The organism is Paracoccus salsus, assembly GCF_021556615.1.
GTDB lineage: Bacteria > Pseudomonadota > Alphaproteobacteria > Rhodobacterales > Rhodobacteraceae > Paracoccus > Paracoccus salsus.
Window position 1 is genome coordinate 565,030 of sequence record NZ_JAKGGD010000002.1, and the last position, 16,878, is coordinate 581,907.

15 protein-coding genes are annotated in these 16,878 nt (G+C 66.1%); 9 read left to right on the top strand and 6 right to left on the bottom strand.

Going from position 1 to position 16,878, the window contains the following annotated elements:
* Nucleotides 1-12: 12 nt before the first annotated feature.
* Nucleotides 13-2,202 carry a 1,4-alpha-glucan branching protein GlgB gene (glgB, locus tag L1965_RS06025; RefSeq protein ID WP_235755619.1) on the bottom strand — a complete coding sequence of 730 codons (2,190 nt, stop codon included), beginning with the start codon at nucleotides 2,200-2,202 and terminating at the stop codon, nucleotides 13-15.
* Between the two features lie 141 nt (nucleotides 2,203-2,343).
* Between glgB and L1965_RS06030 the strand changes: the two genes are divergently transcribed.
* A complete protein-coding gene (locus L1965_RS06030) occupies nucleotides 2,344-3,945 on the top strand; it encodes an alpha-glucosidase (protein ID WP_235755494.1) in 1,602 nt (533 codons plus the stop codon).
* 13 nt (nucleotides 3,946-3,958) lie between these two features.
* Here L1965_RS06030 and L1965_RS06035 read toward each other — a convergent pair whose 3' ends face one another.
* From L1965_RS06035 to L1965_RS06045, 3 genes are all read right to left on the bottom strand, one after another.
* Nucleotides 3,959-4,144, bottom strand: coding sequence for a hypothetical protein (locus L1965_RS06035; RefSeq protein ID WP_241865429.1), 186 nt, complete (start codon nucleotides 4,142-4,144; stop codon nucleotides 3,959-3,961).
* A 235-nt stretch (nucleotides 4,145-4,379) separates the two neighbouring features.
* Nucleotides 4,380-4,562, bottom strand: coding sequence for a hypothetical protein (locus L1965_RS06040; protein WP_235755495.1), 183 nt, complete (start codon nucleotides 4,560-4,562; stop codon nucleotides 4,380-4,382).
* A complete protein-coding gene (locus L1965_RS06045) occupies nucleotides 4,559-5,491 on the bottom strand; it encodes a LysR family transcriptional regulator (RefSeq protein ID WP_235755496.1) in 933 nt (310 codons plus the stop codon). Before L1965_RS06045 ends, L1965_RS06040 begins: the two co-directional genes overlap by 4 nt.
* 124 nt (nucleotides 5,492-5,615) lie before the next feature.
* On the opposite strand from L1965_RS06045, the gene L1965_RS06050 reads away from it, so the two are divergent.
* From L1965_RS06050 to L1965_RS06070, 5 genes are all read left to right on the top strand, one after another.
* Nucleotides 5,616-6,557, top strand: coding sequence for a ring-cleaving dioxygenase (locus tag L1965_RS06050; protein ID WP_235755497.1), 942 nt, complete (start codon nucleotides 5,616-5,618; stop codon nucleotides 6,555-6,557).
* A gap of 61 nt (nucleotides 6,558-6,618) precedes the next feature.
* Entirely contained in the window at nucleotides 6,619-7,158 is a 540-nt protein-coding gene (locus tag L1965_RS06055; protein ID WP_235755498.1) for an NADPH-dependent FMN reductase, read from the top strand.
* A gap of 167 nt (nucleotides 7,159-7,325) precedes the next feature.
* Nucleotides 7,326-8,087, top strand: a complete 762-nt coding sequence (locus L1965_RS06060) for a VOC family protein (protein ID WP_235755499.1) — start codon at nucleotides 7,326-7,328, stop codon at nucleotides 8,085-8,087.
* Nucleotides 8,088-8,276: 189 nt separating this feature from the next.
* The gene (locus L1965_RS06065; RefSeq protein ID WP_235755500.1) at nucleotides 8,277-9,212 is read left to right on the top strand and encodes a pirin family protein; all 936 of its coding nucleotides are present in this window, start codon (nucleotides 8,277-8,279) and stop codon (nucleotides 9,210-9,212) included.
* 12 nt (nucleotides 9,213-9,224) lie between these two features.
* Entirely contained in the window at nucleotides 9,225-9,770 is a 546-nt protein-coding gene (locus tag L1965_RS06070) for a DUF924 family protein (RefSeq protein ID WP_235755501.1), read from the top strand.
* Nucleotides 9,771-9,788: 18 nt separating this feature from the next.
* Here L1965_RS06070 and L1965_RS06075 read toward each other — a convergent pair whose 3' ends face one another.
* Both L1965_RS06075 and L1965_RS06080 read right to left on the bottom strand, forming a co-directional pair.
* Nucleotides 9,789-11,408: a glycosyltransferase family protein gene (locus tag L1965_RS06075; protein WP_235755502.1), complete on the bottom strand. Its 1,620-nt coding sequence runs from the start codon at nucleotides 11,406-11,408 to the stop codon at nucleotides 9,789-9,791.
* Nucleotides 11,330-12,493 (bottom strand): glycosyltransferase, encoded by a 1,164-nt coding sequence (locus L1965_RS06080; protein ID WP_235755503.1) that lies wholly within the window; start codon nucleotides 12,491-12,493, stop codon nucleotides 11,330-11,332. Before L1965_RS06080 ends, L1965_RS06075 begins: the two co-directional genes overlap by 79 nt.
* 198 nt (nucleotides 12,494-12,691) lie before the next feature.
* Here L1965_RS06080 and L1965_RS06085 point away from each other — a divergent pair, with 198 nt between their 5' ends.
* The 3 genes from L1965_RS06085 to L1965_RS06095 all read left to right on the top strand — a co-directional run bounded on the left by L1965_RS06085 (nucleotide 12,692) and on the right by L1965_RS06095 (nucleotide 16,697).
* Nucleotides 12,692-13,726: a histone deacetylase family protein gene (locus L1965_RS06085; protein WP_235755504.1), complete on the top strand. Its 1,035-nt coding sequence runs from the start codon at nucleotides 12,692-12,694 to the stop codon at nucleotides 13,724-13,726.
* Between the two features lie 190 nt (nucleotides 13,727-13,916).
* Nucleotides 13,917-14,960: an NAD(P)-dependent alcohol dehydrogenase gene (locus L1965_RS06090; protein WP_235755505.1), complete on the top strand. Its 1,044-nt coding sequence runs from the start codon at nucleotides 13,917-13,919 to the stop codon at nucleotides 14,958-14,960.
* A 243-nt stretch (nucleotides 14,961-15,203) separates the two neighbouring features.
* The gene (locus tag L1965_RS06095) at nucleotides 15,204-16,697 is read left to right on the top strand and encodes an asparaginase domain-containing protein (protein WP_235755506.1); all 1,494 of its coding nucleotides are present in this window, start codon (nucleotides 15,204-15,206) and stop codon (nucleotides 16,695-16,697) included.
* Nucleotides 16,698-16,878: the final 181 nt, after the last annotated feature.

Below are 16,878 nucleotides of genomic sequence, written 5' to 3' on the forward strand. Positions count from 1 at the left end.
TCCCCTGCAAGCTCATTCCGACCCGGTTTCGGTTCCGGACCCGGCAACGAAGATCACCACCGAAAGCGGCGGCAATGTCACCGCCATCGAGGCTGGCTGGCCGTCCTGCGCCGCGCCATCGGCCTCGACGCCGCCCAGGTTGCCCATGCCGCTGCCGCCATAGACGGCGGCGTCGGTGTTGATCGCCTCGCGCCAGTGGCCCGCCCGCGGCACACCGATCCTGAACCCTTCGCGCGGCACCGGGGTCATGTTGCAGACCACGACCGCCGGAGGATCGCCGCTGTCGCCGCGCCGCACCCAGGCATAGGTGGATTGCGCCGGATCGCTGGCGATCCATTCGAAACCGTCGGCTTCGCAATCCTTCAGGTGCAGCGCCCGGGTGTCGGCGTAAAGACGGTTCAGATCGCGCACCAGCGACTGCACGCCCCTGTGCAACGGCTGTTCGGCGGCGCGCCAGTTCAGTTCGCCGTTGTGGTTCCACTCCTCGGGCTGGCCGAATTCGCAGCCCATGAACAGCAGCTTCTTGCCCGGATGGCCCCACATGAAACCGTAATAGGCGCGCAGATTGGCGAATTGCTGCCATTCGTCGCCGGGCATCTTGCGCAGCATGCTGCCCTTGCCGTGCACCACCTCGTCATGGCTGATCGGCAGGATGAAGTTTTCCGAGAACGCGTATATCAGCCCGAAGGTCATCTGGTCGTGGTGATATCTGCGATGCACCGGGTCCTGCTGCATGTAGCGCAGCGTGTCGTTCATCCAGCCCATGTTCCACTTGAACCCGAAGCCCAGCCCGCCGGCATCGACCGGCGCCGAGACCTTGGGAAAGGATGTGCTTTCCTCGGCCGCGGTCAGGATTCCGGGCAGCTCGCCATAGGTGACGGTGTTCATGGTCTGCATGAAGGCGATGGCCTCCAGATTCTCGCGCCCGCCATGCCTGTTCGGAAGCCAGTCGCCGTCCTTGCGCGAGTAGTCGCGATACAGCATCGACGCGACCGCATCCACGCGCAGCCCGTCGACATGGTATTCGTGCAGCCAGTACAAGGCGTTGGCGATCAGGAAGTTCTGCACCTCGGTCCGGCCGTAATTGTAGATCAGGGTGTTCCAGTCCTGGTGGAACCCCTCGCGCGGGTCAGCATGTTCGTAAAGCGCGGTGCCGTCGAACCGCGCAAGCCCATGCGCGTCGGTCGGAAAATGCCCGGGAACCCAGTCCAGCAGCACGCCCAGCCCCGCCTGATGCGCGGCGTCCACCAGGTCGCGGAACTCGTGCGGCGTGCCGAAGCGGATGGTCGGCGCATACAGCCCGACCGGCTGATACCCCCATGATCCGTCGAACGGGAACTCGCTGACCGGCATCAGTTCGAGATGGGTGAAGCCCATGTCGGTGGCATAGGCGACCAGGTCGCGGGCCAGTTCCTTGTAGGACAAGGGCTGGCCGTCCTGGTCCCAGCGGCGGCGCCAGCTGCCAAGATGCACCTCGTAGATGCTGATCGGCGCATGGCGGTCCTGCGCCGTCGCGCGCCCCGACATCCACGCCGCGTCATGCCAGCCATAGCCCCCGATATCGCGCACCACGCTGGCCTTTTCAGGCGGGTGCTGGCTGCCGAAGCCGACCGGGTCGGCCTTCTGCATGACCGAATCGTCAGCTCCCAGGATCTCGTATTTGTAAAGCTCGCCATCGCCGATGCCGGGCAGGAATATCTCCCACACGCCGCTGCCGCCGACGCGCCGCATGGGGTGGCGGCGCCCGTCCCACTGGTTGAAAGGCCCGACGACCGAGACGCGCCGCGCATTCGGGGCCCAGACCGCGAAATGCGTGCCGGCAACCTTTTCATGCGTGATCGGATGCGCGCCCAGCGCATGCCACAGCCGGCGATGCGTGCCTTCGCCGATGAGATGGGTATCCAGATCGCCCAGCACCGGGCCAAAACGATACGGATCGTCGAATTCCCATTCGACGCCGCCGCCCGTGCGCGCCTTCAGGCGATAGGGTCCGGCACCGATGCTGCCCGCGAACAGATCGCCCTCGACCCGATCGAGTGGAACCTCGCCGCTGGCTGTGATCGCGCTCAGCGCGGCGATGTCGGGCAGGAACGCCGTGACCCGGACGCTGCGACCCTGCCTGTGCGGGCCCAGCAGATCGAACGGTCGATCACAGCGCCCCTCACGCAACCGCGCAAGCTCGGCCGGCTCAAGATGTGTCAGCTTTGCCACGTCACCTCCGTATCCCACTTTAGCCCTCGTTCGGATTCGGGCAATGCCGTGGTTAACGCTAACATCTCCTTTGTCATCCGGCTATAGTCATGCTTGAGTAGAAGCGAATCCAGCGCAGAGGGGGGCGGAACGATGACAGAATGGTGGCGGGACGCGGTGATATACCAGATCTATCCGCGCAGCTTTCAGGACGATGACGGAGACGGGATCGGCGATCTGAAAGGCATCGCGCGGCGTCTCGATCATGTCGCCGCGCTGGGGGCCGACGCGATCTGGCTTTCTCCGATCTTCACCTCGCCGATGAAGGACATGGGCTATGACGTGTCGAACTATACCGACATCGATCCGCTGTTCGGCACGCTTGAGGATTTCGACACGCTGGTCGAACGCGCGCATGATCTGGGCCTGAAGGTCATCATCGACCAGGTCATCAGCCACACCAGCGACAACCATCCCTGGTTCGAGGAATCACGCCAGGACCGCAGCAATCCGAAGGCCGACTGGTATGTCTGGGCCGATCCGAACCCCGATGGCACGCCGCCCACGAACTGGCCCTCGGTGTTTGGCGGCCCCGCATGGGAATGGGAACCGCGCCGGCGGCAATACTATCTGCACAACTTCCTGATCGAGCAGCCCGACCTGAACTTCCACCACATGCCGGTGCAGGACGCCTTGCTCGAGACGATGCGCTTCTGGCTGGATCGCGGCGTCGATGGCTTCCGGCTGGACACGGTGAACTACTACTTCCACGACGAAAACCTGCGCGACAACCCGCCGAACCCCGATCATGAGGGACCCGACACCTACGGCTTCCAGCAGCATCTCTACTCGAAGAACCGCCCCGACAACATCGCCTTCCTGAAACGGATGCGCGCGCTGACCGACGAGTATGACGACCGGATGATGGTCGGAGAGGTCGGTGACGGCGGCGAGACGGCGATCCGCATCATGGCCGAATACACGGCGGGCAGGGACCGGCTGCACATGTGCTACAGCTTCGAGATGCTCAGCCCGGAATTCACCGCCCGGCATTTCCGCCACACGATCGAAGGCGTTCACGACGGGGCACCCGACGGCCATTCCTGCTGGAGCTTTTCCAACCACGACGTGCCCCGCCACGTCACCCGCTGGCTGAAGCATGCGGCCGACGCCGACCTGTTGGCCAGCCAGGCGGCGGCGATGCTGATGTCGTTTCCGGGGACGATCTGCCTTTATCAGGGCGAAGAGCTGGGCCAGACCGAAACCGAGCTGGTCTATTCCGAACTGACCGACCCGCCGGCGCTGCGCTTCTGGCCCGAGGTCAAGGGCCGCGACGGCTGCCGCACGCCGATGGTGTGGGATGACAGCCCGCATGCCGGCTTCAGCAGCGGCGAGCCGTGGCTTCCGGTCAAGGCACCGCAGGCCGCGCGCGCGGTCGCGGCCCAGCAGGACCGCAGCGACAGCGTGCTGGCCGCCTATCGCGCGGTCATCGCCTTCCGCAAGTCGCAGCCGGCACTGCGCTGGGGCGAAACCGAATTCCTTGACCTGCCAGAGCCGATTCTGGCCTTCCGCCGCAGCCATGACAAGGGCGCGCTGACCTGCGTCTACAACCTCTCCAGGACGCCCGCGACGCTGACGGTATCGGACGATGCCGCGCTGGCCGGCCCCTCGCGCGCGACGCTGGAGGCCGCGACGTTGACACTGCCCGCGAACGGCTTTGCATGGCTCGAGGGAAAGCCGCGCCTCGACGCCTGACGAAAGCCGGCTTTCAGGCGTCGGGCTTGCGCCAGACGAACAGTGCAAGCCCAAGATAGACGCCTCCCGCCGCGAACAGCATCGCCCAGATCGGGCTGTTGAAATACAGCTCGATCCCCGCCCAGATCAGCGGCAGGGCGACGCACAGGACCCGAACCCACAGCGCGCGAAAAAACGGGGCATTCGGATCGACCAGCATGATTCCCTCCGGCTTGCCGAGCGGTCATGTTGCGCTCGTCTTCGCGACGAGGATAGCCGGGGAGGTCCGGGGAGCAAGCCCCTCGGCCGCCGCCACCGGCAATGGGCCGGTGGCGGACCTCCCGGCGTGACGGACCGGCATGGCCGCCCGTGTGGATGACGGTCTCGCCTCGGTCCGCAGCCGGACAGGCGTGTGGTCCGCCACATGACCCAACGGCGAATCCGGGACGGCGCCGTCAGCTGTCGCAGGCCATCGCGTCGCGCCGGGTCGGTTGTTCGCCCCAGGGCGCGGTCGCTTGCGCGCGCATGATCGGCGCGATCCATCCCTGCCTGCCGGTCGGGATCGAGCGCTCGTCATGCGATGGCGGCGGCGGCGCCAGGCCCGGCTTCGACTGGTCGCCGCTTGCCTTGCGCGTCACCCGGCCCGCCCGCTCGTCCTGTCACCGTCAAGTCCGCGCTGCCAGGGCGGGATCTCGGCGAAGGCACCGGCCAGATGGTCGATGAAGGCGCGCGTCTTGCGCGGCATCGGCCTGATCGGGGGCCAGACCAGACTGACCGGCAAGGGGCGTTGCGGCAGTTGCGGCAGCAAACGGACCAGCCGGCCGTCTCGCAGCGCGTCATGCACGATGAACAGCGGCAACAGCGCAACGCCCAGCCCGCCGATCGCCAGATCCCGCATCGCCTCGCCGTTATTGGCGGTGATGCGGCCGACCGGCGGGGGTGGCACCTGGGGTCCGAAGGGCCATATCTCGGCAAGGCGGGCGTTCAGGTAACCGATGGCACGATGGCGGGCCAGGTCCTCGGCTTCGGCGACTGCGCCCTGTATCGCAAGGTAATCCGGGCTGGCGACCAGCACATGCGGGTCCTCGCAGATCCGCCGCGCCATCAGATTGCTGTCCTTCATGTGCCCGATCCGCAACGCCACATCAAAGCCTGCCCGTCCCAGGTCGGTCAGCTGGTCATCATAGTCCAGAACGATGTCCAGCTGTGGATGGGCCCGCGCGAAGCCGGCAATCAGCGGTCCCAGATGGCGGATCCCAAAGCTCATCGGGGCGGCGATCGCCAGCCTGCCGCGCAGCGGAAGTTGGGGGTCGGCGACACTTTCGGTGGCCGCCAGCAGCTCGGCCAGCGCCGGCCGGACGCGCTCGGCCAGGGCGTGGGCGTTGTCGGTGGGCGCGATCCGCCCGGCATGGCGGACGAACAGCGGCACGCCAAGCGCGGCCTCGAAATCGCTGATCCGCTTGCTGACCACCGATTTCGACAGATCGGCCCGCGCGGCCGCGGCCGAGATGCTGCCGGCGTCCAGCACGGCCAGGAAGGTGCGGATATCGCTGATCGTCCAACTCATGCTCGGAACCATAGCCGGCTTGCGGCCGTTCGCAATCAGCGAACGCCGCTTTGCCTTCGGGACGGGTGCCACGAACGCCCTGCCCGCGCCATATTGGACCCGGGCAATCGCAAGGAGCCGGATCATGCAGCTGGCGGGCATTCACCATCTGACGGCGATCACCGCCGACGCGCCCGGAAACAATCGTTTCTACACCCAGACACTGGGCCTGCGCCGCGTCAAGAAGACCGTGAACCAGGACGACACTTCGGCCTACCACCTGTTCTTCGCGGATGGGGCGGGCACAGCGGGCACCGACATCACCTTCTTCGACTGGCCGGCCTCGCCCGAGCGGCGCGGCACGCAGTCGATCAGCCGCACCGGGTTGCGCGTGGCCGAGGACAGCCTCGAGTACTGGGCCGGCCGGCTGGCCGATCTGGGCGTGTCCTCCGGCCGGATCGCGACGCTGGACGGCCGCCCCAGCCTGGATGTCGAGGACCCCGAAGGCCAGCGCCTGCGTCTGGTCGCCGCGCCGCAGCCCGTGGGCGAGCCATGGGCGCGAAGCCCGGTCCCGGAGGAACACCAGATCCGCGGTCTGGGGCCGATCACCATATCGGTTCCCGAACTGGCCCCGACCGAGGCGGTCCTGACGCAGGTCATGAACATGACAAAGGTCCGCGACTATGCCAGCCCCGACGGCGAGGGAACGGTCCATGTCTTCGAGATGGGCAAGGGCGGTGCGGCCGCCGAACTGCATGTGGCGGTGCAGCCGGGCCTGCCTGTCGCGCAGCAGGGTGCGGGCGGCGTCCACCATGTCGCGTTCCGCGTGCCGGGCAAGCCCGAGCTGAGCGAATGGGCGCAGCGTGTCGCGCGGTTCAAGATTCCCAATTCCGGCGAGGTGGAGCGCCATTATTTCCGGTCGCTCTACTTCCGCGAACCGGCGGGCAATCTGTTCGAGATCGCCACCGACGGACCCGGCTTCGACGTGGACGAGCCGCGCGAGACGATGGGCGAAAGCCTGTCGCTGCCACCTTTCCTCGAGGACAAGCGCGACCGGATCGAGGCCGGGCTGAAGCCGCTGGATTGATCGTCCGGACTGATCCGCCGGAGGGGGGCAAGCCCCCTGCACCATGAAAGAGGAGACGGGCATGACCACGATTCTCGGCCTCAGCGGCAGCCTGCGCCGCGCATCCTACAATTCCGGCCTGCTGCGCGCGTCCCGCGAGGCGGCGCCCGATGGCGTCGAGATCATCATCGGCGCGATCGGCCAGGTGCCGCTTTACGACGCCGACGCCGAGGCCGCCACGGGGACGCCACCGGCGGTCACGCGGCTGACCGAACAGCTGGCCCAGGCCGATGGGCTGCTGCTGGTGACGCCGGAATACAACAACGGCATTCCGGGCGTGTTCAAGAACGTCATCGACTGGATGTCGCGCGGCGAGGGGCTGGCGCTGTTCAAGGGAAAGCCGGTCGCCGTCATCGGCGCCTCTCCCGGCAGTTTCGGCACGACGCTGGCCCAGACGCATTGGTTGCAGGTGCTGCGCACACTGAACACGCGGCCCTGGCATGAAGGCCGGCTGATGGTCTCGCGTGCGGGCGATCTGTTCGATGACGACGGCAATCTGACCGACGACAAGACCCGTCAGCGCCTGGCCGATTTCATCGCCGGATTCGCCGCGACGCTTTAGAGGGGCCTTCAGCCGATGGGCCAGGTTGCCGCCAAGCCGGACAGGAAGCAAATGGTGCTGGGCCTTCTGAACCCCCGGCCGGACGCACATTGGGGCTGCCGCGCCGATCGTCCAGGGGCTGGCCGGCGGCGGCATCGCCGCCGCCGGCCAGGAAAGACGAGGATGCCATGACCCCGCCGACCATCGACCACGTCGCCCTGAACGTTCGCGACCTGCCGGGCATGGCAGCGTTCTACGAAACCGTGCTGGGGTTGCGTCCCGTGGGAGGCGACGGCGCGACCCGACGGCTTGGCGCAACCGACGGCGCATTGCTGGAACTGCGCGGCGATCACGCCGCCAGGCCCCGCGACCCGCGTGAGGCCGGGTTGTTTCACACCGCTTTCCTGCTGCCTGATCGCGCCGATCTGGGACGATGGCTGCGCCACGTAGCGCGGGGCGGCATCCGGCTGACCGGCGCCAGCGATCACGGCGTCAGCGAGGCGCTTTATCTTGACGACCCCGAAGGCAATGGCATCGAGGTCTATCGCGACCGGCCGGAAGCAGACTGGTCCCGCGATGGCGACCGGATCGAAATGGTCACCAGGAAGCTGGACCTGAACGATCTGGCGGCCGCCTCGTCCGGCGACTGGCAAGGCATCCCCACCGGCAGCAGAATCGGCCATGTCCACCTGCAGGTGGGCGATCTCACGCAGGCTGACGCTTTCTTTCGCCGCGACCTTGGACTGACCCGAACCTTCGAGGCTGCGGGCGGGGCGTGGTACGGATGGAACGGCTATCATCACCACATCGCGGGCAATGTCTGGAACAGCCGGGGCGCCGGCCCTCGGGACCCTGACCGCACCGGATTGGCCGAGGTGGTGGTCCGCGATCCGGGCCGTACCGGCAGCGCGATCGCCGACCCGTGGGGCACGCAATTCCGCTTTGTCTGATCCGCAGCGCGTCCCCTGCCGCATGCGGTTCAGCCTGCGCCGGTTCCTGCGCAGCCACAGCGGCCCCCATGGCCGAAGCGTCGCGGGAACGCAGCGCCGTCAACCCCGCGTTCGCCAGGGCCGAACGCCATGACGCTTGGATGTTTGCCGGATTCGCACCATCCTGACCCCAGAACAGGAGAAACGCACATGAGTTGGAACCCCGCCCTCGCACCCGGATGCCCCGACGAGATCGGCCCCGACGCCATCGAGACCCTGATCATTCCCCGCGCCCGCGACATCGGCGGATTCGAGGTGCGGCGCGCCCTGCCCGCCCCCAGGCGGCAGATGGTCGGCCCCTTCATCTTCTTCGATCAGGCCGGGCCGGCCGAGTTCCTGACCGGGCAGGGCATCGACGTGCGCCCCCATCCCCATATCGGGCTTGGAACCGTCACCTATCTTTATCGCGGCGATTTCCACCACCGAGACAGCATCGGGTCAGACCAGATCATTCGCCCCGGCGCGCTGAACTGGATGGTGGCGGGCAAGGGCGTGACACATTCCGAGCGCACCTCCGCCGCGGCGCGGCAGGGACCGAACAGCCTTTTCGGGATCCAGACCTGGATCGCCTTGCCGGAAAGTCACGAGGACATCGCGCCGGCATTCGAACATCACGGCAGCGACTCCTTGCCGCTGATCACCGATCAGGGCATCAGCGCCCGGCTGATCCTGGGCCGCGCCTATGGCGCGACCGCCCCCGCGACGCTGTATTCCGACATGTTCTACCTGGACGTCACCCTGGAACCCCGGGCGCTGTTCCCGCTGCCGACCGACCACGAGGATCGCGGCATCTATGTGACCGAGGGCAGCATCAAGGTTGCAGGGCAGGCGTTTGCGGCCGGTCGGATGATGGTGTTCCGACCCGGCGACGCGATCACCGTGCAAGCCGGCGACCAGGGTGCCCGGCTGATGGCGCTGGGCGGAGAGACTCTGAACGGTCCGCGCCATATCTGGTGGAACTTCGTGGCCTCGTCGCGCGACCGGATCGAGGAGGCCAAGCGCCAGTGGCAGGCAGAACGCTGGGGCCAGGGCATGTTCGACCTGCCCGCGAATGACCGTGACGAGCATATTCCGCTGCCCGGCTGAGGAGAAAAGCCCATGTCTCTCAAATCCCCGCAGGATGTCCGCGATTTCTGGTTCTCGGAAGAGATGAAACCCTTCTGGTTCGCGAAATCCGACCAGATCGACAACCGGATCATCCAGCTTTTCGGCGAAACCTACGAGGCGGCGCATGCCGGGCGGCTGGAGCACTGGCTGGACGCGCCGCAGGACGCCCTGTCGCTGACGATCGTGCTGGACCAGTTCCCGCGCAACATGTTCCGCGGATCGGACCGCAGCTTCGAAAGCCAGGATCTGGCGCTGTCCGTGGCGCGTCGCGCCCTGGACCAGGGCCATGACCAGCGCGTCGAACCGTTGGCACGGCAGTTCTTCTACCTGCCCTTCATGCACAGCGAGGATCTGGCTGACCAGGAACGCTCGGTCCGGCTATACGAGGCGCTGGGGAACGCCAACTCGCTGCATTTCGCACGCGAGCATCGCGACATCGTCGCCCGGTTCGGCCGATTCCCGCATCGCAACGCCGTGCTGGGACGCGCAAGCACGGAAGACGAGGTCGAATTCCTGAAGACTCACCAAGGCTTTTAGGCCGAGCAACGTGACGCGCTATCTTGTCTGCACTGCGATGGTTGCTGATTCATACGCGCAGCGGGACTCGATGCGCTTCGGCGCTGGATCGCCGGTCGGCATGGGCACGATACCGCAATCTCCCGGATCGCCAAGACGCCGCGCAAGGTCCATGCTGGACAGGCTGGCGGCCCGCACATGAATATGCGTCCCGAAGCGATCAACAAAGCGCGGCTCCACCGGTGACAGACCGTCGGGCAGGACAAGCCGATCAGGCGTATCCGGGCTGCGAAGAATCTGTGTGACCGCGCCGCCCGTCAGGTAATGGACCGGAAAATAGACTGATCCCCAATTGGCATTGGCATCGTGGATGACGACGGTATCGGCGGGATTCTCGATGAATTCCGAAACCCACTCTCCCGGGCCATGGGTGTAGGCAGTCGCGTGGCGCAACAGAATGACATCGGCAATCAGATTACTGGCCACGATCACCAGAGCAAGCGCGGATGCAAGCCTTCGCCAGGGCGACAGCGAAAGAGGCAGAGCCAGGAAAAGCGCCACCAGCGGTACCATCCAGATGCTGTAATGCGGCGCCAGCGCATCGAAGCTGGCAACGGCCAGCTTGACCAGCGCCTGCAACCCGAAGCCCAGCAGCACCGGCAGGATCACGAAGAAGCCCGGATGTATCGGCCTTGCGTCTGAACCAGACCGAAGAAGCACCGCGTGAAGTGCCATCAGCATCAGCCCCCCGGTCGCCGCGAGCATGGCCGCGGCGATGAGTTGGCTTGACAGGTGAACCCCGTGCAGTTGCATCCGGAAGGCCAGTCGCGCCAGGTCGCGAAGCAGATCGGACAGGCCGGGCGCGTCCCCAACATCGCTGGACACTCCGAGCGCAGCCAGCACGAATGGCACGAGCCCCAGCATCGCCACCGCCGAGGCGATCCCCCCTGCCAGCACCGGAACCACACGCCCTCCCATCGAAAGGCGGCACATCAGAAGCGAGGCCCACATCGAAAAAGCCATCACCACGCCGAAGAAATGCGTGTAGGCAGCCAGAACAGAGAACACGGCCAAGCCAAACAGCCAGGCCCCGCCGCGATCGCGAACGGCCTTCACATAAGCCAACGCGGCCCATGCAGACAGGGACAGGAACACCGGATAGGCCCGGATCTCACCGGCCTGCGTCAGGATGGTCGGCGTCAACAGAACGCCACACAGGGCGAAAAGCGCCATCTTGGCCGCGTCGCCGCGGCCTGCCATCTCTTGTGCACTCAGGACGATCGCAGGCGCGCCGCAGGCCAGCGCCACGATCCCGAAGACCCGCATCGACATCTCGTTCAGGCCGAACAGGGCGGCCCAGCCGGAGCCCAGCCAGTAAGAGATTGGTGGCATTCGGTCCGGCGGAACACCGGGAACCGGGTTGACCTGTCCCAGCAGCCACATCAGCTGCTCTTTGAAACCCAGGCCCAGCCCCGAAAGCTGAGTGGTCTCGTCGATCCAGACAGACTGCACACGCGCGAACGAGAAAGCGATCGCGACAAAAAGCAGCACAATCGCTCCGCTCGCGGCGGCCAATCGTGTCATTGGATATACCGCTTGCGGAAGACGAGATAGCGATTGCCGAGGAAGTTGAACAACATGCCCGTCGCGATGCCACAAAGCGAGGCAATGTAGATCGACGTTCTGGTATCATCCAGCACATACTCGATCAGATAGATCGATACCAGGAAGTTCACGGCCATCCCGACCGCAGAAGCGGCGACGAAACCCAGGAACTGCTTGAACGGGTTGCGGTCGCGCGCATAGCTGAAGGTAAAGCGCCTGTTCAGCAGGAAGTTCGTGCAGACGCTGACGACGATGCCGCCAGCGATCGCGGTTTTCGGGCCAAGCCCGAACATCAGCAGCAGCGTCAGAACCACGAGGTTAACCACGACACCAAGCGCGCCCACGACAAGGAACTGCAGCAAATACATGGCGTTTGCGAATCGGAACAGATAGAGCCGCCGCAGATGCTGTATGTATTTCAGCTGCTCGCGAAGCGTCAGCTTGCTTTCTCCGTGGACGCGATCCGAGAAATGGATCGGCACCTCGCCGACATTCTCGAAACCGCATTTCACGATCAGTTCCAGCGCGATCTTGTAGCCGACGGGATTGAGTTCTGACGCCCGATCGAAATCCCTGCGGCGAAGCGCAAAGAAACCGGACATCGGGTCGCTGACCGCGGTCAAGGGGCGCGCAAGAAGCGTCGCAACACGGCTGTTGAGCCATCGAAAGAAGCCCCAGTCATCATCGGTCGATCCTCCGGGAACGTAACGCGATCCAATAACCATCTGCTGTCCAGCCGACAGGCCATAGACCATTTGCGGGATCTTTTCTGGTGGATGACTGAGATCGCAATCCATGCAGACCAGAACCGGGTTCGTGGCGATGCGAAACCCGTCGATCACTGCAGGACTCAGCCCGCGATCCTGGTGACGCTCCACGATGCGAACCCAGTCGTGACCGCAATTCGCAACCGCCTCGACGCTGCCATCGCAGCTGGAATCATCCATGAAGATAAGCTCGGCCTCGACGCCGCTGTCAGAACGCAGCTTCCGGACCCGCTCGATCAGCAATGGTATGTTCTCGACCTCCTTGTAGGTCGGTACGATGATCGAGACAGGCTTGACGACCTCGATGCGAGCCAGTTCTTCGTCCTGACCGATCGCATCGGCCGCATTTTCTGAAGGGGTCGTCAATGTCATGCGCAAAAAGCTCACATAGAACGGGACCGATCACGATCCGAATGCATACAGGGACCATCGTGCGAGGATCAGCATACTGGTACAGTCTGTCAATGGCGACCAGAACTTCGGGACAGGTCGGGGCGTGCAGTCATCGGGTTGCCAAGCCGCAGAATGGACCATAGCCTCGTCATCCGCGATGCAATCGTATGAGCTGCGATGTCCCTGCTTCCCTGCTTCTACGCGCCCGAGACCGAGGCGCATGACCCGCGATTCTGGATGCTGCGTGGTGTTCCGGGCCCGAACAAGGAACTGCCGGAACGGGCGTATCGCCTGCTGGCAGGACTGGATCTGGTCGGGCTGGACCCACAGGTGCCACCGGAAGCCGACCGCGCGGCGATGCGGGAGATTCACACCGACCGCTATCTGCGATTCCTCGAGACATGCTGGGAGGACTGGCAGCGATTTCCCGGCGCCGGTGCCGAGGTGGTCGCCAATCTGCACGCCCAGAAAGCGACCCAGACCTATCCCGAAAGCGTCGTGGGTCGCGCCGGGTGGCACATGGCGGACACCGCCTGCCCGGTCGGACCGGGCACCTGGGCCGCCGCGCTGCGGGGCGTGGATACGGCACTGGCCGCGGCCGAAGCGGTCGCTGGCGGGACGCGGGCGGCCTATGCGCTGTGCAGGCCGCCGGGTCATCATGCCGATGCCGACAGCGCCGCGGGTCATTGCTTCCTGAACAACTCCGCCATCGCCGCGCAGGCGCTGCGCGCCCGTCACGACCGGGTTGCGGTGCTGGATATCGACGTGCATCACGGCAACGGCACGCAGGACATCTTCTACGATCGCGCGGATGTGCTGACCGTCTCCGTCCACGCCGAGCCGCGGAATTTCTACCCGTTCTATCTTGGCTACGCCCACGAAACCGGGCGGGGTCCCGGTGAGGGCTTCAACCTGAACCTGCCGCTGATCCAGGGCTCGGGGAACGACGTCTGGCTGGCGGCCATCGACAGCGCCATGGCGCGGGTTCTGGATTTCCGCGCCGGCGCCCTGGTCCTGGCGCTGGGACTGGACGCCCACGAAAACGATCCGCTGCGCGGCCTGTCGGTCACGACCGGCGGGTTCAATGACGCCGCCAGGCTGATCGCCGGGGCGGATCTGCCCACGGTGATGGTCCAGGAAGGCGGTTATCTCTCCGACGACCTGACGCATAACATTGCGGCCTTCCTGAGTGGCTGGCTGGAGTCGGACTGAGGCGATCCAGACGGCCGGCCTGATGCCCGGATCGTCACGAGAGACGCGGCTGGTCCGGCAAATCAGCGGGCGCAGGATTTACAGAAGCCCTTGCGCGTGATGATCCTGTGCGGGGCGAGGCGCGGCCAGACGGCCGTCGCCCGGGCGAGCAAACGCGGCGCAAGGGCGCCGTCTGGCGAAAGGACACGACATGGCCGAGGCACTGGTTCTGGAACGGAAGGGGCAGTTGTCGCTGCGGGACTTTCCGCTGAAGCAGCAGCTTTCCCCTGGCGATGTGCGGATCGCGATCCGCACGGTGGGGATCTGCGGGTCGGACGTGCACTTCTATACCCACGGCAAGATCGGCCCGTTCGTGGTGAACGAACCGATGATCCTGGGCCACGAAGCCGCGGGCGTCGTGGTGGAAGCCGGCGCCGACGTCACCAATCTTGAGGTCGGGGATCGTGTCTGCATGGAGCCGGGAATCCCCGATCCGAAGTCCCGCGCCTCGAAGCTGGGGATCTACAACGTCGATCCGGCGGTGACCTTCTGGGCGACTCCGCCGGTGCATGGCTGCCTGACCCCCGAGGTGGTGCATCCGGCCGCCTACACCTACAAGCTGCCGGACAATGTCTCGATGGCCGAGGGCGCGATGGTCGAGCCGTTCGCGATCGGCATGCAAAGCGCCCTGCGCGCGCGCATCCAGCCCGGCGATATCGGTCTGGTGACCGGCGCTGGCCCGATCGGCATGATGACCGCGCTGGCCGCGCTGGCCGGTGGATGCGCCAGGGTCTATGTTTCCGATCTGGCGCAGCCCAAGCTTGACATCATCGGCGCCTATGACGGCATCGAGACCATCAATATCCGGCAGCGCCCCGCGGCCGATGTGATCGCCGAGGCGACGGGCGGCTGGGGCGCGGATGTGGTCTTCGAATGCTCGGGCGCCGCACCCGCGATTCTGGGCCTGCCGGCGCTTGCGCGGCCAGGCGGCGCGATCGTGCTGGTCGGGATGCCGGTCGATCCGGTTCCCATGGACATCGTCGGCCTTCAGGCCAAGGAGTTGCGGGTCGAGACGGTGTTCCGCTATGCCAATATCTATGACCGCGCCATATCGCTGATCGCGGCGGGCAAGGTCGATCTGAAGCCGCTGATTTCGGCCACGCTGCCCTTTGCCGACAGCATTGCGGCCTTCGACCGGGCGGTCGAGGGGCGCGAAACCGACGTGAAGTTGCAGATCCGGATGCCGGCGGACTGACCTGCGCGGCGCGCGGCGGCAAGAGCGCGCGCCGCGATCATGGCGGAGGACCAGACGGGCCAGGGCGAATCCTGTCAATCGGCGATCTTTCGGGGCCCTCTTGTGGCTGGGGTCGCCGGGCCGGACCCGCGGCGCTTTCAGGTGGCTGGGGGCCAGGCGCCTCGCCGCTGGCCGCGAGCGACGACCGGTCATGGACGCGCCGGGCGCGCCGGACTATCACGACCCGGACAACGGAGGGCGCTCATGCGGATCTGCATCATCAATTCCGGCGGCACCATCATGTGTACGGGCCAGCCCCTGGCCCCCATGCCCGCAGCCGATTTCGCCGCCGCCACGCGGCGTCTGCTGCAACCGGCCCTGAAGGCCGCGCTGCCCGACCTGGATCTGCATTTCGACACTGAGCCGCGCTTCGTCAGCCCGTCGGGCACGCGCGACAGCACCGATCTGCGACCCGCCGACTGGTGCCTGATCGCCGGCCATGTGCTGAAGCGGTACGCCGAGTTCGACGGATTCGTGATCCTGCACGGCACCGACACGATGGAATTCAGCGGCGCGGCCCTGCCGTTCCTGCTGAATGTCGTGGACCCGCTGGGGATCGGTCGCGCGGTGCTGTCAAAGCCGGTGATCCTGACCGGCGCGCAACTGCCGCTGTTTCGCGAAACAGCCGAAGGACTGGTCCTGAACGCCGGCAGCGACGCCTTTGTCAACCTGGCGGGTGCACTCGCCTGCACCCGCCTGCGACTGCCCGAGGTCGCACTGTTCTTTGCGGGCAGGCTGTGGCGCGGCAGCCGGGCGCTGAAGACCTCGACGACAGGCTTCGACGCCTTCGAAAGCCCCCATCTGCCCGCATTGGCCGAGGCTGGCATCGGAGTCTGGCACGGTTCCGCCTCGCCGCTGCCGGGCCCCGTCAGCCCGGAAGTCGCGCTGGATCACCCGGACGCACGGCGTCTGGCAGTGGCGCAGTTGCGGGCCATCGCCGCCGCGCTTCCGGATCATCCTGTCATGCAGATCCCCATCCTGCCCGTGGATCACCGCGCGCCGGCAGCCCTGATCCCGCGCCTGATCGATGCGGCCGTGGCCGAGGGGGTGAAAGGCATCGTGATCGAGGGCTATGGCGAGGGGAATGTTCCTGCCGGCGATGGCGCGATGGAACGGTCCCTGCGGCAGGCCGATGCGGCCGGCGTCGTGATCGTCATCTGCACGCGCTCGATCGGCGGGCAGGTCGGTCAGTTCCACTATGCGGCCGGGGCGTGGATCGCCGCGACGGGCGCCATCAGCGGGCTGGACATGACGCCCGTCGCGGCTTTCGCCAAGCTGATGCTGCTGCTGGCCGCCGCCGATCACCACCGCTGGACGCCCGCGATCCTCAGGGCGCTTGTCCGGCGGAACCTTGTCGGCGAATGCCGCGATCAGGACCGGTTGCCCGACGCAGGCGTGCTGCGCCCCGGCGAATCGCTGAGCGGCGGTGGCGCCGTTCTGTTCAACGATCCGGAAACCGGGCCGGAACTGCGCGGACCGGACGGACATCTCATCTGGTCCGCTGGCGGCCCCGGGCGGCTCGAGATGCGCGACGGATTGCGCCTGATCGGTCCGGAAGGCACACGATCAACGTGCAGCGTACCGGCACAGGGCGCGATGCTGATCGTCGGGGCCGAGGGGCGGCCCTCATTGACTCTGCATGATCCGGCGCACCGCGCGGCGCCAGTGGTCGTCGCCGACACCGATTTTCGGCGCTGATCGGGCATCGGTGCAGCGCGGGCGGTGAAAAAGCCGCCGATGCGTCTGCCGCAGGGAGGAGGAAGGCGGCAGGGCTCGGCGGCTTTGACAACTCGCCCGCTTGCGCGAGCATGGGGGGAGACCTCGAAGCTTAAGCGCTTCGATAACTTCACGATGCACGGTTACCGTTCCGGCGTCACGT